The 24409-nt window shown below is 71.0% G+C and carries 20 protein-coding genes, 1 tRNA gene and 1 pseudogene; 15 read left to right on the top strand and 7 right to left on the bottom strand.

Translation table 11 applies throughout. The features are described from left to right. Positions 1 to 13: 13 nt before the first annotated feature. From CU254_RS20460 to CU254_RS20470, 3 genes are all read left to right on the top strand, one after another. Positions 14 to 901 carry a hypothetical protein gene (locus tag CU254_RS20460; RefSeq protein ID WP_037714297.1) on the top strand — a complete coding sequence of 296 codons (888 nt, stop codon included), beginning with the start codon at positions 14 to 16 and terminating at the stop codon, positions 899 to 901. A gap of 420 nt (positions 902 to 1321) precedes the next feature. Further along, positions 1322 to 2998, top strand: a complete 1677-nt coding sequence (locus CU254_RS20465) for an ABC transporter ATP-binding protein (protein ID WP_009078938.1) — start codon at positions 1322 to 1324, stop codon at positions 2996 to 2998. Positions 2999 to 3564: 566 nt separating this feature from the next. After that, a complete protein-coding gene (locus CU254_RS20470; protein WP_009078940.1) occupies positions 3565 to 5325 on the top strand; it encodes an ABC transporter ATP-binding protein in 1761 nt (586 codons plus the stop codon). A 5-nt stretch (positions 5326 to 5330) separates the two neighbouring features. On the opposite strand, the pseudogene CU254_RS20475 reads toward CU254_RS20470, so the two are convergent. Together CU254_RS20475 and CU254_RS20480 are read right to left on the bottom strand one after the other, a co-directional pair. After that, positions 5331 to 5525: pseudogene (locus tag CU254_RS20475) on the bottom strand (MbtH family protein); the annotation flags it as partial. A gap of 35 nt (positions 5526 to 5560) precedes the next feature. Beyond that, positions 5561 to 6898, bottom strand: coding sequence for a lysine N(6)-hydroxylase/L-ornithine N(5)-oxygenase family protein (locus tag CU254_RS20480; protein WP_009078944.1), 1338 nt, complete (start codon positions 6896 to 6898; stop codon positions 5561 to 5563). Positions 6899 to 7033: 135 nt separating this feature from the next. Between CU254_RS20480 and CU254_RS20485 the strand changes: the two genes are divergently transcribed. Then, positions 7034 to 7981 carry a methionyl-tRNA formyltransferase gene (locus tag CU254_RS20485; RefSeq protein WP_009078946.1) on the top strand — a complete coding sequence of 316 codons (948 nt, stop codon included), beginning with the start codon at positions 7034 to 7036 and terminating at the stop codon, positions 7979 to 7981. A 56-nt stretch (positions 7982 to 8037) separates the two neighbouring features. Here the strand turns inward: CU254_RS20485 and CU254_RS20490 are convergent, their stop codons facing one another. Beyond that, complete coding sequence (locus CU254_RS20490; RefSeq protein WP_009078950.1) at positions 8038 to 9675, bottom strand: ABC-F family ATP-binding cassette domain-containing protein; 1638 nt, start codon at positions 9673 to 9675, stop codon at positions 8038 to 8040. Between the two features lie 122 nt (positions 9676 to 9797). On the opposite strand from CU254_RS20490, the gene CU254_RS20495 reads away from it, so the two are divergent. The 4 genes from CU254_RS20495 (at position 9798) to CU254_RS20510 (ending at position 13138) form a co-directional block, all read left to right on the top strand. Next, positions 9798 to 10688, top strand: coding sequence for a PaaX family transcriptional regulator C-terminal domain-containing protein (locus CU254_RS20495; protein ID WP_009078952.1), 891 nt, complete (start codon positions 9798 to 9800; stop codon positions 10686 to 10688). Next, a complete protein-coding gene (locus CU254_RS20500) occupies positions 10685 to 11455 on the top strand; it encodes an enoyl-CoA hydratase/isomerase family protein (RefSeq protein ID WP_037714302.1) in 771 nt (256 codons plus the stop codon). The genes CU254_RS20495 and CU254_RS20500 overlap by 4 nt, the downstream gene beginning before the upstream one ends. A 202-nt stretch (positions 11456 to 11657) precedes the next feature. Further along, positions 11658 to 11731, top strand: a tRNA-Pro gene (locus CU254_RS20505). 396 nt (positions 11732 to 12127) lie between these two features. Beyond that, the gene (locus tag CU254_RS20510) at positions 12128 to 13138 is read left to right on the top strand and encodes a YncE family protein (RefSeq protein WP_009078956.1); all 1011 of its coding nucleotides are present in this window, start codon (positions 12128 to 12130) and stop codon (positions 13136 to 13138) included. On the opposite strand, the gene CU254_RS44245 is transcribed toward CU254_RS20510, so the two are convergent. Next, positions 13135 to 13479 (bottom strand): DUF1259 domain-containing protein, encoded by a 345-nt coding sequence (locus CU254_RS44245; protein ID WP_009078958.1) that lies wholly within the window; start codon positions 13477 to 13479, stop codon positions 13135 to 13137. The genes CU254_RS20510 and CU254_RS44245 overlap by 4 nt on opposite strands. Positions 13480 to 13650: 171 nt before the next feature. Here CU254_RS44245 and CU254_RS20520 point away from each other — a divergent pair, with 171 nt between their 5' ends. Genes CU254_RS20520 through CU254_RS20530 form a run of 4 tightly spaced genes read left to right on the top strand, consistent with a single transcriptional unit; the run spans position 13651 to position 15117 of the window. Further along, the gene (locus CU254_RS20520; RefSeq protein WP_009078960.1) at positions 13651 to 14055 is read left to right on the top strand and encodes a DUF302 domain-containing protein; all 405 of its coding nucleotides are present in this window, start codon (positions 13651 to 13653) and stop codon (positions 14053 to 14055) included. After that, entirely contained in the window at positions 14052 to 14636 is a 585-nt protein-coding gene (locus CU254_RS20525) for a hypothetical protein (RefSeq protein ID WP_009078962.1), read from the top strand. The genes CU254_RS20520 and CU254_RS20525 overlap by 4 nt, the downstream gene beginning before the upstream one ends. Before the next feature lie 2 nt (positions 14637 to 14638). Then, on the top strand, positions 14639 to 14806 hold the full coding sequence (locus CU254_RS43695; protein ID WP_086024897.1) for a hypothetical protein: 168 nt from the start codon (positions 14639 to 14641) through the stop codon (positions 14804 to 14806). A 41-nt stretch (positions 14807 to 14847) separates the two neighbouring features. Continuing rightward, entirely contained in the window at positions 14848 to 15117 is a 270-nt protein-coding gene (locus CU254_RS20530) for a metal-sensitive transcriptional regulator (protein WP_009078965.1), read from the top strand. 268 nt (positions 15118 to 15385) lie between these two features. On the opposite strand, the gene CU254_RS20535 is transcribed toward CU254_RS20530, so the two are convergent. Beyond that, positions 15386 to 15955 carry a TetR/AcrR family transcriptional regulator gene (locus CU254_RS20535; RefSeq protein WP_050788232.1) on the bottom strand — a complete coding sequence of 190 codons (570 nt, stop codon included), beginning with the start codon at positions 15953 to 15955 and terminating at the stop codon, positions 15386 to 15388. Between the two features lie 37 nt (positions 15956 to 15992). Between CU254_RS20535 and CU254_RS20540 the strand changes: the two genes are divergently transcribed. Further along, positions 15993 to 16808: an MBL fold metallo-hydrolase gene (locus CU254_RS20540; protein WP_009078967.1), complete on the top strand. Its 816-nt coding sequence runs from the start codon at positions 15993 to 15995 to the stop codon at positions 16806 to 16808. Between the two features lie 11 nt (positions 16809 to 16819). Here the strand turns inward: CU254_RS20540 and CU254_RS20545 are convergent, their stop codons facing one another. Continuing rightward, positions 16820 to 18511 (bottom strand): AMP-binding protein, encoded by a 1692-nt coding sequence (locus CU254_RS20545; RefSeq protein ID WP_009078971.1) that lies wholly within the window; start codon positions 18509 to 18511, stop codon positions 16820 to 16822. Between the two features lie 14 nt (positions 18512 to 18525). Continuing rightward, complete coding sequence (locus tag CU254_RS20550; protein ID WP_037714306.1) at positions 18526 to 21711, bottom strand: carboxyl transferase domain-containing protein; 3186 nt, start codon at positions 21709 to 21711, stop codon at positions 18526 to 18528. A 78-nt stretch (positions 21712 to 21789) separates the two neighbouring features. Between CU254_RS20550 and CU254_RS20555 the strand changes: the two genes are divergently transcribed. Both CU254_RS20555 and ggt read left to right on the top strand, forming a co-directional pair. After that, complete coding sequence (locus CU254_RS20555; RefSeq protein ID WP_199785943.1) at positions 21790 to 22425, top strand: TetR/AcrR family transcriptional regulator; 636 nt, start codon at positions 21790 to 21792, stop codon at positions 22423 to 22425. Between the two features lie 148 nt (positions 22426 to 22573). Further along, positions 22574 to 24370 (top strand): gamma-glutamyltransferase, encoded by a 1797-nt coding sequence (ggt, locus tag CU254_RS20560; protein WP_009078977.1) that lies wholly within the window; start codon positions 22574 to 22576, stop codon positions 24368 to 24370. The last annotated feature ends 39 nt before the right edge of the window (positions 24371 to 24409 follow it).

Here is a 24409-nt window from a genome sequence, read left to right on the forward strand (position 1 = left end):
TACGCTCGGTGTCATGGTGTGGGGATTTCTGTGCGCGCTGCTGTCCGCGGTGGCCTACGGCGTCGCTTCGGTGATGCAGGCAGTGGCCGCGAAGGCAGCGCCCGACGAGGGTGCCGCCAGGGTCGACCCACGCCTGTTGCTGCGGGTGTTGAAGCAGTGGAAGTTCGTCGTCGGGCTGCTGCTCGACGGGGTCGGCTTCGTCGCGCAGATCGCCGCCCTGCACGTCCTGCCGCTGTTTCTCGTGCAGGCCACGCAAGCCGCGAGCCTCGCCGTGACCGCCGTGGCGGTGCGGGTATTCGGAGTCCGCCTCGGTGCGCGCGAATGGACGGCCGTCGGCGTCGTGGTCGCCGGACTCGCGCTGCTCGGTTCCTCCGCGGAAAGCGAGGGCTCCAGCGAAGTCGGCCTAGGCTTCCGGCTGGCACTGGCCGGTGCCGCCGTAGTCCTCGGAATCGCCGGGCTTCTCGTCGGACGCGCCAGCGACCGCGTCCGCACCGCCGGACTCGGCTTGGTCGCCGGCCTGTGCTTCGGCCTGGTCGCGGTAGCGGGCCGGGTCATCCCGAGCCTCGCGCCGCTGGACCTGCTGCGCGACCCGGCGCTGTACGTCGTCGCCGTCGCGGGTGCGCTGGCCATGCTGTACTTCGCCACCGCCCTGCAACGCGGAAGCGTCACCACCGCCACGGCGATGATGGTGCTCGGCGAAACGGTCATGCCTTCGCTGATCGGCGTCCTGCTGCTCGGCGACCGAACCCGCCCCGGGTTCGCCGTCGTCGCGGTGCTGGGTTTCGTCCTCGCAGTCGCCGCCGCCCTGGCACTGGCCCGATTCGGCGAACCCGAACCAGCCGTCGTCTCCGCAGGAGAACCACCGGAGACCGAGCCCGCGGCCCCCGACGCCCACCGGTAACTAGCCCCAGACCCCACCCTCGCCGACGCGCACCGGCGTCCCGCTGCTCAGTGACCGGGTTCGCCGCAGAACCCGCCTCCAGCAGCCCGCGCCCGGATTCGCCCTCACCACCGGGAACCCGCCGCCAGCAGCCGAGCCTGCGGGCCGCGACACCATGGGCAACTTCGCCCACCGAACACCAGACTCGACCGCAGCCCGTCGACGTCCTCCTGCTCGGCGACCGCCCTCACCGCGCCGATCGGACTCGTCCCCGCAGTCGACGCCCGCCACCAGCGCCCGAACCGACCGTCGTATTGCCCGGAGACGGAACCCACCGAGGCTCCCGGCACCACCCGATCAAAGGTTAGGCTAGCCTTCTCTAGTGGACGAAAGGGAGGAACCGGCAACCCGACCGGACCCTCCGCACGAACGGAGGCGCCGATGACCACCGGCCGGGACGTCCTGCGCAATGCCCTCGCCGGACAGCGGAAATCCGTCGTCGCGGCGGCCGTCCTCGCCGCCGGGCACCAGGGCGGCGAGGCGCTCGTCCCGGTCGTGATCGGCGTCGTGCTGGACCGGGCCGTCGCCGACAGCTCCGCCTTCACACTCCTCGGCTGGCTGGCCGTGCTGGCGATCGTCTTCCTCGTGCTCTCCACCAGCTACCGCTTCGGCGCGCGGGCCGCGGAAGGCGCCGCCGAGCGGGCCGCGCACGAGATCCGGCTCGCGGTCACCCGGCGCGTCCTGCACCCTCGCGGCGGCGCGGAGAACGGTTCGCTCGCGGGGGAATTGGTGAGCGTCGGAACCTCGGACGCCCGCCGCGTCGGCATGGTCAACGCGGTGCTTCCGTTCGGCATCGCCGCGCTCGCCGGACTGGCCGTCAGCGCGGTGGTGCTCCTGCGGATGTCCGTGCCGCTCGGATTGCTCGTCCTCCTCGGCACCCCGCCGCTGCTGTTCCTCGCCCACCTCGTCGGCAAACCGCTGGAAAAGCGCAGCGAACTGGAGCAGGAACGCGCCGCGCACGCCTCGGGCGTCGCTGCCGACCTGGTCAGCGGATTGCGGGTGCTGAAAGGCATCGGCGCGGAACCGGCGGCGACGGCGAGGTACCGGCGCACCAGCCGGGATTCCCTGCAGGCGACCATCCGCGCGGCCCGCGCCCAGGCGTGGCACAACGGCGCGCTGCTCGCGCTCACCGGCGTCTTCATCGCAATCGTCGCCCTCGCCGGCGGCTCGCTGGCCGCGAACGGCGAGATCTCCGTCGGCGACCTGGTGGCCGCGGTCGGGCTCGCCCAGTTCCTGCAGACGCCGTTCACCATCTTCGCCTGGGTCAACGGCCAGCTCGCCCAAGGCCGCGCCTCCGCCAGCCGGGTCGCCGCGGTGCTGGCCGCTCCCCCAGCCGTCCCCGACGGAACCGGCGCACTCCCCGCCCCAGCCCGCGGCAGCGTCGAGCTTTCCGCCGTATCCCAGGGAAAACTCCGCGAACTAAACCTCACCGTCCCGCCCGGCGAGTTGCTCGGCGTCGTCACCACCGACCCCGCCGCGGCCACCGATCTCCTCGACTGCCTCGGCCGCTTCGCCGACCCCCGCACCGGCTCCGTCCACGTCGATGAGGCGCACCTGTCCACTGTGGACCCCGACCGAGTCCGCGACGTCGTCCTCGTCGCCGCGCACGACACAGATTTGTTCGAAGGAACCGTGGAAGACAACGTTCGCGGCCGGATGCCCGCCATCCCCGACGGAGTGCTCACCGCCTCCGCCGCCGACGAAGTCGCCGCGACGCTCCCCACCGGCACCGCCACGACCATCACCGAACGCGGCCGCTCCCTCTCCGGCGGACAACGCCAACGAGTCGCCCTCGCACGCGCCCTCGCCACCGAAGCCCCGGTCTTGGTCCTCCACGACCCGACGACCGCCGTCGACACCGTCACCGAAGCCCGCATCGCCGCCGGAGTCGCAGCCCTTCGCCGAACCCGCACCACGATCCTCCTCACCACGAGCCCAGCCCTGCTCACCGTCACCGACCGCGTCGTCCTGATCGAAGACGGACACCTCACCGCCCAAGGGACCCACGCCGACCTGGTCCGCACCGAACCGGCCTACCGAGAGGCAGTCCTCTCGTGACCCAACGCCACCCACTCGCCACCGCAATCGCAGAACTCCGCCGAAACCACACCACTGGCGTCACCAGCCCAGCCCTGCCCACCCTCACCAACCGGCTCGCACTCATCGAAGGCCGACGCATCACGGCCCAAGGCACCCACGCCGTACCGGCCGACCGAGCAGCGGTCCGCTCATGACCCAACGCCACCTCCTCCCCACCGCTACCGCAATCACCGAACCCCGCCGAAACCACACCCCCACGGCACCCACGCCCAACCTCGCCCGCACCGAACTAACCCACCGAGCGGCAGCCCCCTCATGACCCAACGACAACCACTCCCCACCGCCACCGCAATCGCAGAACTCCGCCGAAACCACACCCCAATCAGCACCACGGCACCCACGCCCAACCTCGCTCACGCCGAACCAACCCACCGAGCGGGAGCCCCCCTCATGACCCCACGCCACCCACTCCCCACCGCCACCGCAGTCACGCAACCCCGCCGAAACCACACCCCAATCACCACCACAGGCACCCACCCCAACCACGCCCACGCCGAAGCACCCCACCGAGCGGCAGCCCTCCCATGACCCACCACCTCCTCCCCCTCGCCACCGGACCGCGCATCCGGGCCGTCCTGCTCGACCTGCTGCGGCAAGCCAAGGGCCGCGCGATCGGGTCCTTCGCCTTCGTCGTCGGCGCGACCGCGATCGGCCTGCTCACCGCTCCCCTGCTCGGCCGTGTCGTGGACCTCGTCGCCACCCGGCAACCCGCTTCCGCGCTTATCTACCCGGTCGCCGGGCTGGTCCTCGTCGCCGCCACGTCCGCGATCGCCACCGCGCTCGGCGTCTCGATGCTCGCCCGGCTCGGCGAAACCATGCTCGCCGACCTGCGCGAACGGTTCGTCGACCGCGCGCTCGGCCTGCCGCTGGAGCAGGTCGAAAAAGCCGGCTCCGGCGACCTGACCACCCGCGTCACCAACGACGTATCGGTGGTCGCCGACGCCGTCCGGCAAGCGCTGCCCGCCCTGGCCCGGTCGGTGCTGACGATCGTGCTGACCCTCGTCGCGATGGCGATCCTCGACTGGCGTTTCCTCGCCGCGGCTCTGCTGGCGGTCCCGATCCAGCTGCACACCGTCCGCTGGTACGTCCGCCGCGCGACCCCGCTGTACGCCGCCCAGCGCACCGCCGTCGGGGCGCAGCAGCAACAGCTTCTCGACACCATCGGCGGAGCCAAGACCGTCCGCGCGTTCCGGCTCGCCGACGCGCACGTCGACCGCGTCCGCGAACGCTCGAACGGCGCGGTCGAGCTGGCTTTGCGCGGGGTCCGCCTCGCCACCCGGTTCTACGGGCGGCTCAATCTCGCCGAATTCGTGGGCCTTTCCGCGGTGCTCGCCGCCGGATTCCTCTTGGTGGGCGCGAATCTCGCGACGGCCGGCGTCGCGACGGCGGCCGCGCTGTACTTCCACAGTCTCTTCGGACCGATCAACACCGCGCTCGCGCTGGTCGACGACGCCCAAGCGGCGACCGCGAGCCTGTCCCGGCTAATCGGCGTGGCAGACCTGCCCGTGCCAGCCGAACCGACGCACGTGGGCCGTCCAGTCGATGCCTCGGTGAAAGCAGTCGGCATTGGACACTCCTATGTGGACACACACCCAGTGCTGCGCGACGTCGACCTGGAAGTCGCGCCGGGCGAGCGTGTCGCACTGGTCGGCGCGAGCGGAGCCGGGAAGACGACGCTGGCCAAGCTGATCGCCGGGATTCACCAGGCCAGCAGCGGCACGGTATCGATCGGCGGCGTCCCGCTCGACCAGCTCGGCCCGGCCGCCACCCGCCGCGCGGTGGCGTTGATCAGCCAGGAAGTGCACGTCTTCAGCGGACCGCTGGCGGACGATCTCCGGCTTGCCGCTCCCGCCGCCAGCGATGAAGAACTCCGGGCCGCACTCGCCAAGGTCGGCGCGGCCGAGTGGGTGGAAGCGTTGCCAGACGGACTCGCGACGGTCGTCGGCGAGGGCGGGCATCGGCTGACGGTCACGCAAGCTCAGCAACTGGCGCTCGTACGGTTGGTGCTGGCCGACCCGCCCGTGGCGATTCTCGACGAGGCCACCGCGGAGGCCGGAAGCGCCGGGGCGAAGACGCTGGAATCCGCCGCGACTGCCGCGCTCGAAGGCCGCACCGGCTTGATCGTGGCGCATCGCCTGACGCAGGCAGCGGCCTCGGACCGCATCGTCGTCCTGGACGCCGGGGTCGTCATGGAATCCGGGACGCACGACGAACTCGTCGCCGCGGGCGGCCGGTACGCGACGCTGTGGACCGCCTGGTCCGGCCTCCGCCGCCACCAATCCTGACGGGCTTAGGACTCGTCTCGCGCCTGAAGCGAGAGCGGGCGCAGGTCGGCCCAGGCCTGCTCGAGGTAGTCCAGGCAGGCGTGCCGCGCGTCCGGACCGAAAGTGGTTCGCCAGCCCTCCGGCACTGCTAGGAAATCCGGCCACAGGTTGTGCTGGCCCTCCTCGTTCACGAGGACCCGGTAGATGCCGTCGGGGTTTTCGAAGGGATTCGTCGTGGTTCAGCCCTTTTCGTGCTTCAGCGAATGCCGCTGACCGCGTACTCCACCGGATCCGCTTCCGCGGCCCGCCGGTCCACAATGGACTGCAGGATCTCACCGACCCGCACCGCGGTGTTCGACAACAGCGACGACGTGATGCCGTGCGTGTGCTCAGTACCGCCCTGCAGGTAGAGCCCGCCGCGCACCGCCGGGCCGGTGGTGATCCGGTAGTCCCGCTCGACCTTCAACCGGCCCTCGTCGTCCCGTCGGCATTGGCTGGCCAGTTCGCCGAGCAGCGGTGTCGGGTCCGCGGGCAGGTAGCCGGTCGCGTAGACGACGGCGTCGGCGTCCAGCACCGAACGTTCGCCGGTGGCCAGCGATTCGATCGTCGCGCGTACGTGCGTGCCCTGGTCGGCGACCTCGACCGGACGCGAAACGTTGAACAGCCGCAACCGTTCCGCACCGAGCACCTTCTCCCGGTAGCACCGCCGGTACAGCTCGTCGATGAGGTCCAGGTCGACCGCGGAGTAGTTCGTCGCGCCGTGGTAGCCCATCAGGCGTTCCTTGACCGGTTCGCTTGCCGCGTAGAAGGAATCGACCGCCGCGGGGTCGAAGATCCGGTTGGCGAATGCGCTGTCGTCGGCGGGGCTGTAGCCGTAACGCGCGAACACCGCGCACACCTCGGCGCGCGGGAATTCGTCGTGCAGCAAAGCGGCGACCTCGGCCGCACTCTGACCAGCGCCGATCACCACGAACCGCCGCGCGTCCGTGCCGCGCAACGACTCGACGCGGTGCAGCAGCTCGCTGTTGTGCCAGATCCGTTCCCCCGCAACGACCCCGTCCGGCAGCTTCGCGCGCAATCCGGTGCCCAGCACGAGATTCCGCGCCCGCAGCTCGGTAATCTCGCCATCCACCTCGGCACGCACGTCGAAGAACGCGATCTCGCCGCCGTCGCGGACCGGCTCGACCGAGACGACCTCGCTGCCGTAGGACACCAGATCGTCGACCTTCGCCGCGGCCCATTCGAAGTAGTCGTGGAACTCGACGCGCAGCGGGAACAGGGTCTTGTGGTTGATGAAATCGACCAGCCGTCCCTTTGCGTGCAGGTAGTTCAGGAACGTGAAGGCGCTCGCCGGGTTTCGCATCGTGACCAGGTCCTTGAGGAACGACACCTGCATGGTCGCGGTGTCGATCAGCATCCCGCGATGCCAGCCGAAGCGAGGCTGGCGCTCCAGGAAGTGCGCCGTGACCGTCTCCCCCGAGCCCGCGTTGTGCTCGGCGAGGGCGATCGCGAGCGCCAGGTTGGACGGCCCGAACCCGACTCCGACCACGTCGTACACCGGCACCTGGCCACCCTCGGCCCCTGCTCGTGACATGTAAGTCCCCTAGCGCGGCGTTGCCGCATCGCCGTTCCCGACTGATCAATGCAAGAAACCCTAACCTAACTTAGGTAAGCCTCAGCTAGTACTGTCTGGGTGATGTTCGTCCCGACCACGAAAGGTGCACCGCCGATGCGCGTGGCCATGTTCGGCTACCAGACCTGGGGACACCGCACCCTCAAGGCCCTCCTCGACGCACGCCAGGACGTGCGGCTGGTGGTCACCCACCCGCCGAGCGACCACGCGTACGAACGGATCTGGAGCGATTCGGTCGCCGATCTGGCTGAAGAGCACGGGATCCGCACCCTGCTGCGCGCCCGCCCGGACGACGCCGAACTGCTCGAAGAACTGAAGTCGGCGGACCTGGACCTGATCGTCGCGAACAACTGGCGCACCTGGCTGCCGCCGGAGATCTTCAATCTGCCCCGCCACGGCACGCTCAACGTGCACGACTCGCTGCTGCCCGCCTACGCCGGCTTCTCCCCCATCATCTGGGCGCTGATCAACGGCGAGCCGGAAGTCGGCGTCACCGCGCACATGATGAACGACGAACTGGACGCGGGCGACATCGTGGCCCAGCGCGCCGTAACGGTCGGCCCGCGCGACACGGCCACGGATTTGTTCCACCGCACCGTGGACCTCATCGAACCGCTCGTGACGGAAGCCCTGGGCCTGATCGAATCCGGCACGGTGGTGCCGATCGCGCAGGACCGGACGAAGGCGAGCTTCTTCCACAAACGCGCGCCGCGCGACAGCCTCATCGACTGGACGTGGTCCGCCGAGGAGCTGGACCGCTTGGTGCGCGCGCAATCCGACCCGTACCCCAACGCCTTCACCTACCACCGAGGCGAGCAATTGCGCATCGTGCGGGCTTCGGTCTCGGACGGTCATTACGGCGGGACGCCCGGCCGCATCTTCATCCGCGAGGGCGAGGGCGTGGTGATCGTCGCCGGCCGGGAGGCGCGGCGCGGCCAGTCGCCGGGACTGCGGATCGAACGGGTCCGGACGGCGGACGACCGGGAACTGCCCGCGGCGGAGTACTTCACCACGATGGGCGGGTATCTCACCGACCGTCCTTGAGCAGCTCGTGAGCTCCTCTGCCGGTCAGCACCGGCGGAGGAACTCACGAGGCCCGATCAGCGCTCGGAAACCTTGCCCCCGTCGACTTCCAGCCGCCGCGTCACCGAAACCGCGTCCAGCATCCGCCGGTCGTGCGTCACCAGCAGCAACGTGCCCGGGTAACTGTCCAAAGCGGACTCGAGCTGCTCGATCGCGGGCAGATCCAGGTGGTTGGTCGGCTCGTCCAGCACCAGCAGGTTCACGCCGCGCGCCTGCAGCAGCGCCAGCGCCGCGCGGGTGCGCTCGCCGGGCGAAAGCGTCGCCGCCGGGCGCAGCACGTGCGCGGCCTTCAGGCCGAATTTCGCCAGCAGCGTCCGGACTTCCGCGTCCGGCAGCGACGGGACCTCCTGCGCGAACGCGTCCGCGAGCGGCAGGTCGCCGAGGAACAACCGCCGGGCCTGGTCGACCTCGCCGACCACCACGCCCGGTCCGAGCGCCGCGGCGCCCTCGTCCAGCGGCACCCGGCCGAGCAACGCCGCCAGCAGCGTGGACTTGCCCGCCCCGTTCGCGCCGGTGATGGCGACCTTGTCCGCCCAGTCGATCTGCAGATCCACCGGCCCGAGCGTGAAACCGCCGCGCCGCACGACCGCACCCCGCAGCGTCGCGACCACCGCGCCCGCACGCGGAGCGGCCGCGATCTCCATTCGCAGCTCCCACTCCTTGCGCGGCTCCTCGACGACCTCGAGCCGTTCGATCATCCGGTCCGTCTGGCGCGCCTTCGACGCTTGCTTCTCCGTAGCCTCGCTGCGGAATTTGCGGCCGACCTTGTCGTTGTCGGTCGCCTTGCGGCGGGCGTTCTTGACGCCCTTCTCCATCCACGCGCGCTGCATGCCCGCCCGCGCTTCGAGTGCCGCGCGGGTATTGGCATATTCCTCGTAGTCCTCGCGTGCGTGCCGCCGCGCGACCGCCCGTTCCTCCAAATAGGACTCGTACCCGCCGCCGTACGCGCGGACCTGCTGCTGCGCCAGGTCCAGTTCCACCACGCGGTCGACCGTGCGGGCCAGGAACTCGCGATCGTGGCTGACCAGCACGGTTCCCGCGCGCAGCCCGGTGACGAACCGCTCCAGCCGGGCGAGCCCGTCGAGGTCGAGGTCGTTCGTCGGCTCGTCGAGCAGGAAAATGTCGTAGCGGCTGAGCAGCAGCGAGGCCAGCCCGGCGCGCGCGGCCTGCCCGCCCGACAGCGAAACCATGGGCTGGTCGAGGTCGACGGCAAGCCCGAGGTCCGCGGCGACCTCGCCGGCGCGGTCGTCCAGGTCGGCTCCGCCGAGCGCGAGCCAGCGGTCCAGCGCGCTGCCGTATGCGTCGTCGGCGCCGTCCTCGCCCGCGGTAAGCCCGTCGGTCGCCGCGTCGAGTGCGGTTTGCGCGGCGGCGACTCCGGTGCGCCGCGCGAGGAAGGCGCGCACCGACTCGCCCTCGCGCCGCTCCGGTTCCTGCGGCAGGTGCCCGACGGTGGCGGTCGGCGGGTTCAGCCGCACCTCGCCGGATTCCGGGCGGGCCAGCCCGGCCAGCGTGCGGAGCAGGGTGGACTTCCCGGCGCCGTTGACGCCGACCAGGCCGATCACCTCGCCCGGGGCGACGACGAGATCGAGACCGGAGAAGAGGACGCGGTCACCGTGGCCCGCGGCCAGGTCCTTCGCGACGAGTGTGGCGCTCATATCGGAGCCGAGTTTACGGGGAGCCCGCGCGCCGCGTGCCGCGTGTCGGCTCCGTCACTCCCAGTGGGTACTCTGGGCGGGTTCTCCGGGTCCAACAAGAGCAGTGAGGTCGGTGAAAAGCGATGGCGGAACCCGCCCCGGTCCCGTTCGGACGGGGGAAGCAGCGGGCTCCCCGGCCGACCGTCAGCAGACGGCGCGAGGTGAGCCACGCCAGCGCGCGGTCGCTGCTGATGACCGTGCTGGGCGAGTACGTGCTGCCCCGCGACCGTCCGGTGTGGACGTCGATCCTGGTCGAATCCCTCCGCATGCTCGACATCGAGGAGAAGTCCGCGCGCCAGGCCCTGGCCCGGTCCGCGGGCGAGGGCTGGCTGGTGTCGGAGCGCATCGGCCGCCGCGTCCGCTGGTCGCTGACCCCGCCGGGAAGGCGGCTGCTCACCGAGGGCGCGGAGCGCATATACGCCTTCGGCCGCGACGCGCGCCCCTGGGAAAACCGCTGGCTGATGCTGATCGTGTCGGTCCCGGAAGCGAAACGCGACCTCCGGCACCGCCTGCGCACGCGCCTCACCTGGGCCGGTTTCGGTTCGCCGGTGGCGGGCGTCTGGGTGAGCCCCGATCCGAGCCGCGAGCCCGAGGCGCAGAAGATCGTCGCCGAACTCGGCCTCGAAGCGCAGGCGATGTCCTTCACCTCGGAGTACGGCGCGATCGGCGACCAGGAAAGCATGGTCGCGCGGTCGTGGGACCTGTCCGAGCTGACCGACCGGTACGAGGACTTCATCGACCGCTTCACCGGCGTGTCGCCCTCGGGCGACCAAGCGGTGCTGCGTGCGCAGACCGAACTGGTGCACGAATGGCGCCGCTTCCCGTTCCTCGACCCGCAACTGCCCGCGGAACTGCTGCCCGCGAGCTGGAGCGGAACCAAGGCGGCGGAGTTGTTCCACCGCAAGCACGTCGAATGGCGGCCGGCCGCGCAGGCGTACTGGGACCAACTCACCGCGAACGAGGAGCAAGCATGACGAGGCTGGAACGCGACGGCGGGCTCGCCGTGCTCACCATCGACGAACCGCCGCTCAACCTGTACACGAAGCCGCTTCAGGACGCGCTTCTGGACGCGATCGCGTCGCTCGAGGAAACGCCCGCCCGCGCCCTCCTGATCCGCGCGGAGGGCAAGGTCGTGAGCGGAGGCGTCGACGTCGCGCTCTTCGACGCCCAGTCGTCCGCGGCCGAGGCGAAGGTGCTCTTCGACGAGCTGCTCACCGTCCCGGATCGCCTTGCCGCGTTGCCGTTCCCGACGGTCTTCGCCGCACACGGCTTGTGCTTGACGTGGGCTTTCGAAGTCGCGATGGCCTGCGATCTGCTGCTGGCCTCGTCTCGCGCGAAATTCGGCTTGGTGGAGAAGGTCGTCGGCCTGACCCCCACGATGGGCGGAACGCAACGCCTCGCCGCGCGCGCCGGGGTTGCCCGGGCAAAGGAGTTCGTCTTCACCGGCGAGCCCTTCGACGCGGCCACGTTGGAACGCTGGAACGTCGTCAACCGGGTGCTTCCGGCCGAGGGTTTCGACGAGGCCGCGCGGGAGTTCACGCGCCAGCTCGCCGAAGGACCGACGCAAGCACATGCCGCCACGAAGCAGATCCTGGCCCATTTCGAGCACGGCGGAGTGCCGGAGGCCAACGCACACGTCACGGCTATCGCCTCGGAGCTGTACAACACCGAGGACTTGCGGGGCGCGGTGAAGTCGTTCCTCGCGGACGGCCCGGGGAAGGCTCGGTTCACCGGCCGCTGAGGCCTTTTGTCCGGCCCTGGTCCCCTGTGCGGGATCAGGGCCGGTTTTCTTTGGCCGCTCCCGCCTCTCGGTTGATCTTCGCGTCGTGTCGGGATTTTCGCAGGTCAGGGGGTAATGGAGACCTCGTTGCAGGGGCGGTTGGGGGACCCGCTAGAGTAGTCGCATCGCAGTTCACGAGGGGTTCCTCGGGGAGTGCGGAGTCCGGGCTGTGGCGCAGTTTGGTAGCGCACTTGACTGGGGGTCAAGGGGTCGCAGGTTCAAATCCTGTCAGCCCGACCGGACGAACGAGCCGCTTGGCTTGGGTGGAAGCCCAGGTCGGGCGGCTTTTTGTTTCCGGGGTTTGCTCTTGCGGCCGAGGGGCAGCGTGGAGGCTTGGGGACCTTTGGGGACCACCCCTTCACCCATCGCTCGCGTTCCTAGCTAGTTCGACCGTGCGACGTTGCTTGCCCGCGCAGTTGACCTAGCCTCCTCGCTCCACGGCGGGACGACGAAATCACTCCCGTCGTCGATGACGAACTGCTCGACACCTGCAAGGAAAACCCTTCCGCGACCGCCGCAAGCGCCGCGACATCCGGCTGTTCGGCGAAACCGGAGCACGCCTGGCCTTTGGGTGTCCTGCCGTTGTGCTCGGCGCACTGTAGCCTCGGTTGCCTCCCGGGAAGGCGGGGTGCGATGAGACTGGCGCGGCGCGCATCGGTCCTGCTGGCGACCGCGCTGGCGCTGGCCGGGTGCGGTGGCGGGCAGTCGCCGCCGGAGCCGCCGCTTCCGTTGCGGGCGGACGGGGAGATTCCGTTGCCGGGCGACGGATCGCGGTTCGACTACGCGAGCCTGGACGTCGGGCGCGGCTTGCTGTTCGTCGCGCATCTGGGCGCGAGCGAAGTCATCGAGGTCGACGTGCGGGCGCATCGGGTGGTGCGCACGATCGGCGGGCTGTCGCAGGTGCACGGGGTGCTGGCGGTTCCCGCGCTGCACCGGGTGTTCGCCACCGCGACCGGCGACAACCAGATGGCCGTGCTCGACGAGGACACCGGTGCCGTGCTCAACCGGTCGCCGACGGGCGACTATCCGGACGGTTTGGCGTTCGACCCCCGCCGCGGCGCGGTGTGGACGACGAACGAGACCGGCGGTTCCGAGACGGTGCTCGACGCCGCGACCGGGGCGGTGCGCGGCACGGTCGCGCTGGGCGGCGAGGCGGGCAACGTCGCCTACGACCCGGCGGCCGACCGGATGCTGGCCGACGTGCAAGGCAGCAATGAACTCGCGGTGATCGACCCGGCGACGCTGGCGGTGACGCGGCGGTGGCCGCTGCCGGGCTGCGACCACGACCACGGGCTGGCGCTGGATCCGGTGGCGCGGCTGGGGTTTGTGGCCTGCGACGGCAATGCGGCGCTGCTGACCGTCGACCTGAACACCGGGCAGGTGCTCGGGCAGAACCCGGTCGGGCAGGATCCGGACGTGCTGGCCTACGACCCGGGGGCGCACCGGCTGTTCGTCGCGGCCGAAAGCGGCACCGTCACCGTGCTGGAACTGCACGGCCGCGCGATGACCGTGACCGGCGCCGGGCATCTGGCCGACGGGGCGCACGTGGTCGCGGTCGATCCGGGCAGCCACCGCAGTTTCTTCCCGGTGCCCGCCGGGACGGGCGGCCGTCCCGCGCTGCTGGAGCAGCAGCCGGTCCGCTAAGGCGGGGCGGCCAGTCCTTTGTGGTCAGTTCGCGGGTTTCGCGTCGGTCGCGGCCGCTCGGTGAAGCTGTGATTGTGCAGCTCGCCCAGGGCGATGCCGCCCGCGCGCAAAGCCTGGATCACCAGCTGCACCTTGGGCGAGGTCATCACGAAGTCGCCGTTGACCGTGGCCTTGCCGCCGCCGACGGGCTGGAAGTTGCGGCCAGTGGTGACGCCGAACGTCGGCAGGAGCACGTGTCCCTCGCCGGTGACGGGCTCGTCGCGGGCGATGGTGAGCTTGTAACTGCCGCCGTCGGCGGTTCCCTTGCGCCCTAAGGCATTGTCGATGAGCGCGGCTTTCAAACCCTGCGCGAGCCCGGCGCGTGACCAGAACCGTTGCTGTAGAACATCTTTCCCTCGGTCGGCACCGGCTCGAACATCCGCCCGGCCGGGCCGACTGCGGCTTGACAGATACCCCCAGGGGCATGGCCAATGCCCCCGGGGGTATCCTGGACCGCGAGGAAAGGAGTCGCCGTGCAGCTGGGTTTGTCCCGCACCTACGAAGGCGCGGGTTTCGACGACGTGATGGCCAAGACGCGAACCGCGCTTGCCGGGGCCGGTTTCGGGGTGCTGACCGAGATCGACGTGCAAGCGACCATGCGCGAGAAGCTCGACGAGGCGATGGAGCGCTACACCATCCTGGGCGCGTGCAATCCGCCGCTCGCCCACCGCGCACTGAGCGCGACCCGTGAGATCGGATTGCTGTTGCCCTGCAACGTCGTCGTCCGCGAGAGCGGAGCAGGCGGCACGGTCGTCGAGGCGATCAATCCCGCGGTGATGGCCGACGTCGCACCCGAGGCGGGCGTAGCCGAGGTCGCCGCGGAAGCGGCCGCGCGGCTCGAATCCGCACTCGACGCGCTCGACCGGGAGCTGGCATGACCGACGTGGTGCTCTACGGCGATCCGGTCTGCCCGTTCGCCTGGCTCGCCTACCGTTGGCTCGCCGACGCCGAGGCGGAGTTCTCGGTGCGGCCGATGAGCCTCGCCGTCCTCAACGAGGGACAGACCGTGCCGGAGTCGCACCGGCAGCGCGTCGAGGACTCGCTGCACGCGGGCCGGGTCCGCGCCGCGATCGAGGACCCGGCCGCCGCGGCCCGATTCCACCTCGCGCTCGCCCGCCGCATTCACGAGCAGCGGCAACCGGTCAGCGACGCAGTGCTCCGCGCATCCCTCAGCGAGGCGGGATTGCCGGAATACCTTGCAGACCAAGCGAATTCGACTGCCACAGACTCGGCCGTGCACGACGCGCACCAGGCCAGCCAGGACGCGCTCGGGGAAACCGGCGGCAGCCCGATCACCGAGATCGACGGCCGCGCGTTCTTCGGCCCGGTGCTCACCGCATTGCCCGCCCCCGCCGAAGGACGCGCTTTGTTCGATGCTCTGCGCACCGCCGCCGCGGTCCCGGCGTTCGCCGAACTTCGCCGCCCGCGCGCCGGCGCGCCCACGATCCCGGAAGGATGACCATGTGCCGCCCCGTTCCGTGCCGCACCTGCGGCAAAACCACCTGGGCCGGCTGCGGCCAGCACGTCGACCAGGTCAAAGCCGCCGTCCCCGCCGGACAGTGGTGTCCCGGACATCCCGCCGAACCGCGTCCGCCGCGCTCGTGGCCGTGGCGCAAGCGCGGCGCCTGACCGCTCGCGAATTCCACCGGCCACACAGGGAGAGACCAGCCATGATCGGCGACCAGGACACCGTCACCCAGGTCCGCAACCGGCTCCGCCGCGCACAGGGCCAGCTCGCCGGGGTCATCTCGATGATCGACGAAGGCCGCGACTGCAAGGACGTCGTGACCCAGCTCGCCGCCGTCTCCCGGGCACTCGACCGGGCGGGGTTCAAGATCATCGCCAGCGGCTTGCGCGAATGCGTGTCCGGCGGCGGAGAAGGCAACGAAGCCGCGATGACGGAAGAACAGCTGGAGAAGCTCTTCCTCACGCTCGCCTGAGCCGTCCCGGTCAGGTTGCTCTGGAGGAGCCTCAAGCGGTGCCGGCGGCGCATGACGATTCCCCTCGCCCCGGCCACCCGTGCACGCCTGCCGGGACCCGCCGGTCGCGACCACACCATGCGGTTTCGAAGCACGACCACGATTGTGCGACTCCAGTGCGCGCTCCCCCACGCCACGGCGACCAGTCCGACTCCGCGGGCGAGATCACCGACCTCGAGACAGCCGCGCAGGCAGGCCAGCGGAAACAACCCCGTGAGGTCGGCTGACCTCAGCGACCGTCGCTCGGATCGAGCAGCGCGTACGCCGCCGAAGCGGCCCGTCGGAGCAGACCCGCGTCGGAGCGGGCGCGGGCCAGGACATAGCCGCCCTGGATTACCGAGATCGCCATCGCCGCAAGATCGGACGCCGGAAGGTCGGACCGCACCGTGTCGGTCTCCTGTGCCTCTCGGAGCGCGGATTCGAGCAGTTCCGCGACCCGGCCGAACGCTTGTCCGATGGGGCCGAGCAGTTGAGGGTCGGCCAGCACCGCGTGGTCGTAGGCGAGACCGCCGATTTTGCACCCGGCGAGGGCGTCCCGTTCGTTCAGCAGGTAGCGGCGCACCCGGACGAGACCCGGTTCCGGCCCGGTGAGGGCGGCCTCCGCGGCTGCGACGATGGCACTGGCATTCGCGGCGATCGCGGCCGCTCCGAGGTCGGTCTTCGCCGGGAAGTGGTGGTAGAAGCTGCCCTGCCCGACCCCGCTGGCGGCCATCACCTGGCGGGGGCTCGTCGCCGTGTAGCCGAACTGCCAGATCAGGTCCGCGCCCGTCTCGATCAGTTTGGTGCGGTTGTCGCGCATACGAGACAGCATACCTACCTCTAGGTATGCTGGCAGTATGAGCGACGACATCAGTTCGGATCGGCACCGTTTCGCGATCGGCCCGGTCGGAGGGCCGACGGCGGTCATCGACTACGGCGGGCTGCGGTTCCTGACCGACCCGACGTTCGATCCGCCCGGCGATTACGGCGCGTACCGGAAGACCGAGGGCCCGGCGGTTTCGCCGGCAGCGCTGGGGAGGGTGGACGCGGTTCTGCTCAGCCACGACCTCCACTGGGACAACTTCGACCGCGAGGGCCGGGTTTTCGCCCAGAGCGTTCCGCTGCTCGTCACCGGCAGGCAGAGCGCCGAGCGCCTCGGGGGTCCGGCGATCGGGCTCGGCGATTTCGAGGCGCACCGGATCGCGGAGGTCCGCGTGCACGTGGTTCCGGCGCAGCACGGACCCCTCGACGGGGAGCGCGACGACGCCGGCAACATCAACACCGAAGTCCACGGTTTCGTCCTGGAATCCGCCGGACTGCCCACGGTGTACGTCAGCGGCGACAACGCGGGCATCGGGCCGGTCAAGGCGATCGCGGCCGCGTTTCCCGGCATTGACGTCGCGGTTCTGCACGCCGGGGCCGCGAGGGTGCCGAGCAAGAACGCCGGGCGGGCGCTGACTCTCACCTCGGCGCGAGCCGCTGACGTGGCTGCCTTGCTCGATGCCAGCCACGTCGTCGCGGTCCATCACGAGGGCTGGTCCATCTACAGCGAGAATTTCGCCGACCTGGAACGAGAATTCGCCGAAGCCGGGATCCGGTCTCGCCTCGTTCCGGCCAAACCTGGCCGGTGGGCGCTCCGGCACGACGAAAAGGGGCGGCTGGTCGCGCCCTGACCGAGCAGGGTTCAGTGTTCGTCGGCCACGCGTTGGGCCCGGTCGGACAACTCGGTCTTGCGGATCTTGCCCGTCGCGGTCATCGGGAACTCGCCGACCACCTCCACCAGCGGCACTTTGTACGGCGCCATCGCGGTTTTCGCCCACGCACGCAGGTCCGACGCGGTCAGCGAAGCGTCCGGGGAGAGACTCACGAAGGCCACCGGCACCTGTCCCGACTCCGGATGCGCGGCGGGCACGACCGCGGCCGTCCGGACCGCGGGGTGCCGCGCCAGCAGGAGTTCCACCTCGGCCGGGAACACGCTCATTCCCTTCACCTTGATCAAATCCTTGTCCCGCCCCAGATAGTGCAGGCAGCCGTTCTCGTCGAGGCGGCCGTTGTCGCCGGTGTGCAGCCAGCCGCCGGTCAGTTGCGCGGCCGTCGCGTCGGGACGGTTCCAGTAGCCGGTCATCACCGACGGGCTGCGCACCACGATCTCGCCCGCTTCGCCGAGCGGAAGCGGGTCGAGGGTGCCGAAGCGGACCACGGCGATGTCCGTGCCGGGCATCGGGACACCGCAGAACACTGGTTCCGCCAGCAGATCTTGGTCGTCTTCTGCCATGCCGTACGGCGTCGCGTCGAAGGTGTGCGTCTCGGTCATCCCGTACGCCGCTTCGCAGAGCACCGAATGCGCACCGACGGCCTCGCGCCACGCCGCGCGCACGTCCTGGGTCAGCTTGCGCACGAACGAAACCGCCATCGGCATCCGGAGGCTGGACAGGTCCCGTTCCGCGAGGTCGGGGCGTTCCAGCAGTTCGAGGTAGTTCTCCACCGTGCCGACCATCGACGTCACGCCGTGCCGTTCGATCGCCGTCAGCGCGGCTTCGGCGTCCCACCGGGTCATCAGCACCGACGTGCCGCCGAGCACGATCGGGTTCAGGATGCCCAGATCCTCGCCGGCGATCCAGAAAACCGGCAGATAGCACAACGGGACGTACCCGGTTTCGACGGTGTGCCCGGTCGCCGCCGCGGCCGTCGCGGCGGTGTAGAGCATGTGCCGCTGCGTGTGCTGGCAACCCTTCGGCAAGCCGGTCGTCCCGCCGGTGTAGTTCAAGGCTGCCAACGCGTCCAAGTCGGCCGGGTGCTCCGGCGCGGGCGGATGCGCCGCCGCTTCCGCCCAGGCGGTGGCGGCGAAACCGGCGGGCAGCACCGGGGAACCGCCTGCCGCCGACAACTCCCCCAGCGCCGTCACGAGCACGCACCGCACCTGAGTCTCCGGCAGCGCGGCCTGCACGACCGGCAGCACGGTGTCGGCCGCGACCAGGACCGTCGCGCCGCTGTCGGCGAGTTCGTAGACGAGTTCTGCTTGCTGGAACATCGGGTTCACCGGCACGTGCACCGCGCCAAGCCGCAGGATCGCCAGCATCGCGACGGTGAACTGCGGGCAGTTCGGCAGGTCCACCGCGACCCGGCCCCCCGGCCGCACCCCGGCGTCCGTCAGCCATCCGGCGACCCGGGCGACCAGGCCGGCCAGTTCGCGATAGGCGAGCGTCCGGCCTTCGTAGACGATCGCGGGCTGGTCGGGCCGTTCCCGCGCCCAGTGGTCGGCGTGTCCGGGAAGGCTCAGTTCGCCGAGCGGGAGCACGACGTGGTCCGGCGTGTTCGCCGGGCGCACCCGGGCCTGGCGTGCGCGGACGTCGTCGAGGTAGGTCTCGAGGTCCATTTCGGGCTCCTTCGTCACCAGGTGTCGATGCGCTTGCGGGGACCGGCCGTCCGCTCGCGCGGCAGGGTCCGGGTGATCCACGCGCGGGTGTCGGCCGGGTCGATCACGTCGTCCATTTCGAACACTGTCGCCGCGGCCAGCGCTTTGCCGCGCCGGTAGCTCTCGGCCAGCAGCCGGTCGAACTCGCGCTGTTTCTCGGCGTGGTCGGAGATCGCGTCGAGTTCGCGGCGGTAGCCCAGCCGCACCGCGCCTTCCAGGCCCATCCCGCCGACCTCGCCGGTCGGCCACGCGACCATCGCTTCCGGAACCCGGAACCCGCCGCCCGCCATGGCCATCGCGCCCAGCCCGTACGCCTTGCGCAGCACCACTCCGATCATCGGCACGTCCAGATGCGCGCCCTCGACGAACATCCGGCCGAACCGGCGCACCGTCGCGGTCCGCTCGGCGTCCGGGCCGACCATGAACCCCGGCGTGTCCACCAGCGAGACGACCGGGAGCCCGTGCGCGTCGCACAGCTGCAGGAACCGGGCGGCCTTGTCCGCGGCGTCGGCGTCGATCGCGCCGCCGAGGTGCCGCGGGTTGTTGGCCAGCAAGCCCATCGGCCTGCCCTCGATGCGCACCAGCGCCGTGACGACGCCCGCCCCGAAGCCGCGGCGCAGCTCCAGCACCGAATCCTCGTCGGCCAGCAGCTCGATCGCGCGCCGCACGTCGTAGACCCGGACCCGGTTTTCCGGGACCACGTGCCGCAGCCGGCGCTGGTCCGCGACCGTCCATTCGCGACGGTCGCCCTGGAAGTACGACAGGTACCGCCGCGCCAGCTCCACGGCCTCGGCCTCGTCCGCGGCGACCAGGTCGAGCACGCCGTTGGGTTCCTGCACCGAAACCGGGCCGATCTCCTCCGGCCGGTACACGCCGAGCCCGCCGCCCTCGATCATCGCCGGTCCGCCCATGCCGACGTTCGCGTCCTCCGTCGCGATCACCACGTCGCACACCCCCAGCAGCGCCGCGTTCCCGGCGAAGCAGCGGCCGGACGCGATGCCGACGGTCGGCACGAGCCCGTTGAGCCGGCCCATGGCGGCGAACGTGTCGAGGTCGAGGCCGCCCGCGGTCACCACGTCGGTGTCCCCCGGCCGTCCGCCGCCGCCCTCGGCGAACAGGACGAGCGGAAGCCGTTGCCGCGCCGCGAGATCCAGCATCCGGTCGGTCTTCTCGTGGTTCATGAACCCCTGGGTGCCGGCGAGCACGGTGTAGTCGTAGGAGAGCACGACGCAGCGCGCGTCGGCGGCGTGCTCGGCGTTGACCGTGCCGATTCCCGCGACCAGACCGTCAGCCGGAGTCGCGGCGATCAGGTCCGCTTCGGTGCGGCGCTGGCGTTGCGCGGCGATCACGAGCGCGCCGTACTCCATGAAACTGCCGTCGTCGCACAGATCCGCGATGTTCTCCCGCGCGGTGCGATGGCCGGTGCGGCGGCGCTTCGCCACTGCTTCCGGCCGTGCCTCGTCGAGACCGATCCGATGCCGCTCCAGCACTTCTTCGAGATCCGGCCGAATGTGCGCCGGGTCCGGTTCGGCTGGCCCGGTGCTCGCGTCGTGCTGGTCGGCGTCCGCGGTCAGTTCCACGAGCGGCTGCCCGGGACGGGCGAGATCCCCGACTCCGATGTGGACAGACCGCACCACGCCCGCGAACGGTGCCGCCAGCACGTGTTCCATCTTCATCGCTTCGAGCACCACGACCGGATCACCGGCCGCGACGCGAGCGCCCGGCTCGGCCACGGACACCACCGAACCGGCGAAGTCGGCCGCGATCCCGTCACCCGCCGCGGCCTCCGGACGGTGTTCGGGCACCAGCTCGGCGAGGTGTTCGTCCACAAAGGACGTGGTCGCCGCTCCCTGGCGGACTTCGTCGCGGGACAACAGCTTCCGGAGGAACTCGACGTTCGTGCCCGGTCCGTCGACCCGCACCTCCGCCAGCGCCGAGCGGGCAGCGTCGATCGCCGCCGGCAGGTCCGCCGACGGAACGTGCGTGACGATCTTCGCCAGCAGCGAGTCGTACGTCGTGGTCGCGACCGCCCCGGTTTGCGCGGCGGTGTCGACCCGCACGCCCGGCCCACCAGGCAGATCCAGCACCTCGATCCGCCCGGCTGTGGCGTGCGCAGTGCCGTCCCGCCGCAGCTCCTCCAGGTTGACCCGGCACTGCACGGCCGTGCCGCGCGCGGGCGGGATTTCCTCCTGCGCGAGCCCGAGTTCGGCGAGCGTCGCGCCCGCCGCGATCCGCAGCTGGGCGACGACCAGGTCCAGCCCCGTGACCGCCTCGGTGACGGTGTGCTCGACCTGGACCCGCGGGTTCGCCTCCAGAAACGCGAACCGCGCGGGATCGTCCGCGTCGACCAGGAATTCGACGGTGCACAGTCCGCGATAGGACACCGCGGCTGTCATCCTCGTCGCCGCTTCGCGCAGGCGAGCCCGGCATTCGTCGGGCACGGTGCGGGCAGGCGCGACCTCGACCACCTTCTGGTGGCGTCGCTGCAGGCTGCACTCCCGGTCCCAGACGTGGCTGACCGCCCCGGTGCCGTCGCCGACGATCTGCACCTCGAGGTGCCGCGCCCGCGGCACCAGCTCCTCCACGAACACGGTGTCGTCGCCGAACGCCCGCAACGCCTCCGACCGGCATCGGTCGATCGCCCCCGGCAGTTCGGCCGGGTCGACGACCCGCCGGATCCCGCGTCCGCCGCCGCCCGCGACGGCCTTGACCATCACCCCGCGCCCCGCGCCGAGGCTCGCGAGGAACGCGCCCGCCTCGGCGACGTCCGAGGTCGAGCGGAGCACCGGCACGTCGAGCTTTTCCGCCAGCCGCCGCGCGTCGGCCTTGTCCCCGAACGTCCGCAGCACCGTCGCGTCCGGCCCGGCGAACCGGATCCCGCGCGCCGCGCACCGCTCGGCCAGCTCGGCGCTTTCGGACAGGAAGCCGTAGCCCGGGTGCAGCAGTTCGCATCCGGTGCGTTCGGCGGCGGAGACGAGCTGGTCCGCGTCGAGGTACGGCCGGTCCCCGGCGAGCACCACGACCTCGTCGGCCAGCCGGTGCACCGGGCCGTCGGCTTCCTCGGCGGCTTTGACGGCCACCGCGCGCCAGCCGAGAGCGCGGGCGGCGCGCAGGACGCGGAGGGCGATCTCGCCGCGGTTGGCGATGAGGACGGAAGGCAAGGGCTGCTCCTTCGGGACGTGCGCTGCCCTCATCCTGCGTTGACATTGACGTCAACGTCAATAGGTATGCTGACGTCCATGGCATCCGGAACCTGGGCCGTGCGCGAGAAGCTCGACCGCGCCGACAGCGCGACCCGGCACGTGCTGCTCGCCGCCGCGCGGCGCGTCTTCGAAACCAAGGGCTTCGCGCTGACCACCGTCGCGGACATCACCCGCGAGGCGGGCGTCGGGCGCGCCACGTTCTACGTGTACTTCGCCGCCAAGGAGGAGGTCTTCGCGGTGCTGGCGCGCCAGGTGCGCGACCAGCTGGTGCAGGCGCAGGAGCTGACCGGGCTCGACCCGGACGACCCGTGGGCGGTGGCCGCGGCGACCACCACCGCGTACCTCGACGCGTACGCGGAAAACCTGTCCTTCCTGACCGTCCTCGACCACCAGGCGATCGCGGACCCGGCGATGGCGGAACTGCGCGAGGAGATCCACGAGCTGCCCACGAAACGGGGCGCCCGCTACATCCGGCGGCTCGCCGAGCGGGGGCTGGCCGACCCGGCCGCCGATCCGGAAACGGTCTCGCTCGGCGGCGGCGGCCTCGTCGCGGTCCTCGCCCCCGTGCTGGCCCGGCACCCCGAACGCCGGGACCAGCTCCTCGCCGATCTCACCCGGATGTACCTGCGGCTGCTCGGGCTGCCGCCGGAGAAACCCGCCGGACCGCGCTGAATCCGCTCTCGCGGATCGCCCGCGCCGCCGCGGAAAGACTGTCCTCTCGGCACTTCGGGTGCTAAACAGGACCTCCCCTGGTTTCACCGCAGTCTTACCCGGTGCGCCCGGCCCGGGGCTACGGGCGCGCCGCCGAGGAAGGGTTGCCATGCCTGTGAAGCGCTTCTTCACCGCCACGATGGCCACCGGGCTCGCCGCCGTCTGCGCACTGGGCGCGGCGCCCGCGGCCTCGGCGAAACCGGCCCCGCCGCCGACTCCGGTAGCGGAGGGCTCCGGAGGCGCGGTCGTCTCCGACACCGTCGAATCCACCCAGGCCGGGATCGACGTGCTGCGCCACGGCGGCACCGCAGCCGACGCCGCGGTCGCCGTCGCCGCGACGCTCGGCGTGACCGACCCGTACGTCGCCGGGCTCGGCGGCGGCGGGTATTTCGTCTACTACGACGCCCGCACCAAGACCGTGTCCACTATCGACGGGCGCGAGACCACCCCGGCGGGCGACTCGTCGTCGATGTTCCTCGACCCGGCCACCGGCAAGCCGTACGCGTTCGAGACCGCCGTCGAGAGCGGCCGTTCCGTCGGCGTGCCGGGGATGCTCGCCACCTGGCAGCGCGCCCTGCAGCGGTGGGGCAAGTTCAGCCTCGCGGACAACCTGAAGCCCGCGGAGAAGGTCGCGCAGCACGGGTTCGTCGTCACGCCGGAGTTCGAGCGGCAGACGCAGTCCGTCGCGGCGAAGCTGGCCCACTTCTCCCCCAGCGCCGAGCTGTTCCTGCCCGGCGGAGCCGCCCCGAAGGCCGGTTCCGTGCTGCGCAACCCCGATCTCGCCACGACCTACCGGCAGATCGAACGCGAGGGCATCGGCGCGTTCTACGGCGGCTCGGTCGGCCGGGACCTCGTGCGGACGGTGCAGAACCCGCCTGCCGCGCCCGGCACCGCGAGCCCGCTGACCGGCCCGATGCAGCTGTCCGACCTGCGCGCGTACCGGGCGCTCGACGGCACGCCGACGCACATCAACTACCGCGGCTACGACGTCTACGGCATGGCCCCGTCCTCCAGCGGCGGCATCACCGTCGGCGAATCCCTGAACATCCTGGGCAACTTCCCGCTGTCCACGATGGACCAGACGCAGGCGCTGCACCACTACCTGGAGGCGAGCCGGCTCGCGTTCGCCGACCGCAACCGCTACATCGGCGACGCGCGCTATGTGAACGTGCCGCAGCAACAGCTGCTCTCCAAGCGTTTCGCGGCGTCTCGCGCGTGCCTGATCGATCCGAACAAAGCCGGGTCGAGCCCCGTCGCCCCGGGCGATCCGTACGCCCCCGGCCCGGGCTGCGCGACCGCTCCGGCGGCGTCGTCGGACAGCAACGAGCAGCACACGAACCACTTCGTCGTGACCGACAAGCAGGGCAACATCGTGTCCTACACCAACACGATCGAACAGCTGGCCGGCAGCGGCATCACCGTGCCCGGACGCGGCTTCCTGCTGAACAACGAGCTGACCGACTTCAACTTCGCCCCGACGCAGGGTTCGGCGCCCGACCCGAACCTGCCCGCGCCGGGCAAGCGGCCGCGGTCGAGCATGTCGCCGACGATCGTCCTGCACGACGGCAAGCCGTTCCTCGCGGTCGGTTCGCCCGGCGGCGCGACGATCATCACGACCGTCCTGCAGATCCTGGTCAACCGGCTCGACCTCGGCATGACCCTGCCGGACGCGATCGCCGCCCCGCGCGCCTCCCAGCGGAACGCCGCGACCACCGACGCCGAACCGGCCTTCCTCGCCCTGCCCGTCGTGCAGGGGCTCGAAGCGCTGGGGCAGAAGTTCAAGAACGCGGGCGCCATCGGCGTGGCGGCGGGGATCGAATTCCTGCCGCACGGACAACTGCTGGCCGCCGGGGAACCGACCCGGCGCGGCGGCACTTCCGCGGCCGTGGTGGACCGGAAGCACTGACCTCGGGACGTCCCGCCGCCTTTCCCGGGCGGCGGGACA

Origin of the sequence: Amycolatopsis sp. AA4, assembly GCF_002796545.1 — a bacterium.
Lineage (GTDB): Bacteria > Actinomycetota > Actinomycetes > Mycobacteriales > Pseudonocardiaceae > Amycolatopsis.

What these genes read in the sequence shown, in the direction of transcription:
- CU254_RS20545 (WP_009078971.1), bottom strand. Translation starts at nt 18,511, where the DNA reads ATGGACCTCGAGACCTACCTCGACGACGTCCGCGCACGCCAGGCCCGG.
- CU254_RS20535 (WP_050788232.1), bottom strand. Translation starts at nt 15,955, where the DNA reads ATGCGCGACAACCGCACCAAACTGATCGAGACGGGCGCGGACCTGATC.
- CU254_RS20510 (WP_009078956.1), top strand. Translation starts at nt 12,128, where the DNA reads ATGAGACTGGCGCGGCGCGCATCGGTCCTGCTGGCGACCGCGCTGGCG.
- CU254_RS43695 (WP_086024897.1), top strand. Translation starts at nt 14,639, where the DNA reads ATGTGCCGCCCCGTTCCGTGCCGCACCTGCGGCAAAACCACCTGGGCC.
- CU254_RS20460 (WP_037714297.1), top strand. Translation starts at nt 14, where the DNA reads ATGGTGTGGGGATTTCTGTGCGCGCTGCTGTCCGCGGTGGCCTACGGC.
- CU254_RS20490 (WP_009078950.1), bottom strand. Translation starts at nt 9,675, where the DNA reads ATGAGCGCCACACTCGTCGCGAAGGACCTGGCCGCGGGCCACGGTGAC.
- CU254_RS20555 (WP_199785943.1), top strand. Translation starts at nt 21,790, where the DNA reads ATGGCATCCGGAACCTGGGCCGTGCGCGAGAAGCTCGACCGCGCCGAC.
- CU254_RS20465 (WP_009078938.1), top strand. Translation starts at nt 1,322, where the DNA reads ATGACCACCGGCCGGGACGTCCTGCGCAATGCCCTCGCCGGACAGCGG.
- CU254_RS20500 (WP_037714302.1), top strand. Translation starts at nt 10,685, where the DNA reads ATGACGAGGCTGGAACGCGACGGCGGGCTCGCCGTGCTCACCATCGAC.
- CU254_RS20530 (WP_009078965.1), top strand. Translation starts at nt 14,848, where the DNA reads ATGATCGGCGACCAGGACACCGTCACCCAGGTCCGCAACCGGCTCCGC.
- CU254_RS20495 (WP_009078952.1), top strand. Translation starts at nt 9,798, where the DNA reads ATGGCGGAACCCGCCCCGGTCCCGTTCGGACGGGGGAAGCAGCGGGCT.
- CU254_RS20485 (WP_009078946.1), top strand. Translation starts at nt 7,034, where the DNA reads ATGCGCGTGGCCATGTTCGGCTACCAGACCTGGGGACACCGCACCCTC.
- CU254_RS20470 (WP_009078940.1), top strand. Translation starts at nt 3,565, where the DNA reads ATGACCCACCACCTCCTCCCCCTCGCCACCGGACCGCGCATCCGGGCC.
- CU254_RS20525 (WP_009078962.1), top strand. Translation starts at nt 14,052, where the DNA reads ATGACCGACGTGGTGCTCTACGGCGATCCGGTCTGCCCGTTCGCCTGG.
- CU254_RS20540 (WP_009078967.1), top strand. Translation starts at nt 15,993, where the DNA reads ATGAGCGACGACATCAGTTCGGATCGGCACCGTTTCGCGATCGGCCCG.
- ggt (WP_009078977.1), top strand. Translation starts at nt 22,574, where the DNA reads ATGCCTGTGAAGCGCTTCTTCACCGCCACGATGGCCACCGGGCTCGCC.
- CU254_RS20480 (WP_009078944.1), bottom strand. Translation starts at nt 6,898, where the DNA reads ATGTCACGAGCAGGGGCCGAGGGTGGCCAGGTGCCGGTGTACGACGTG.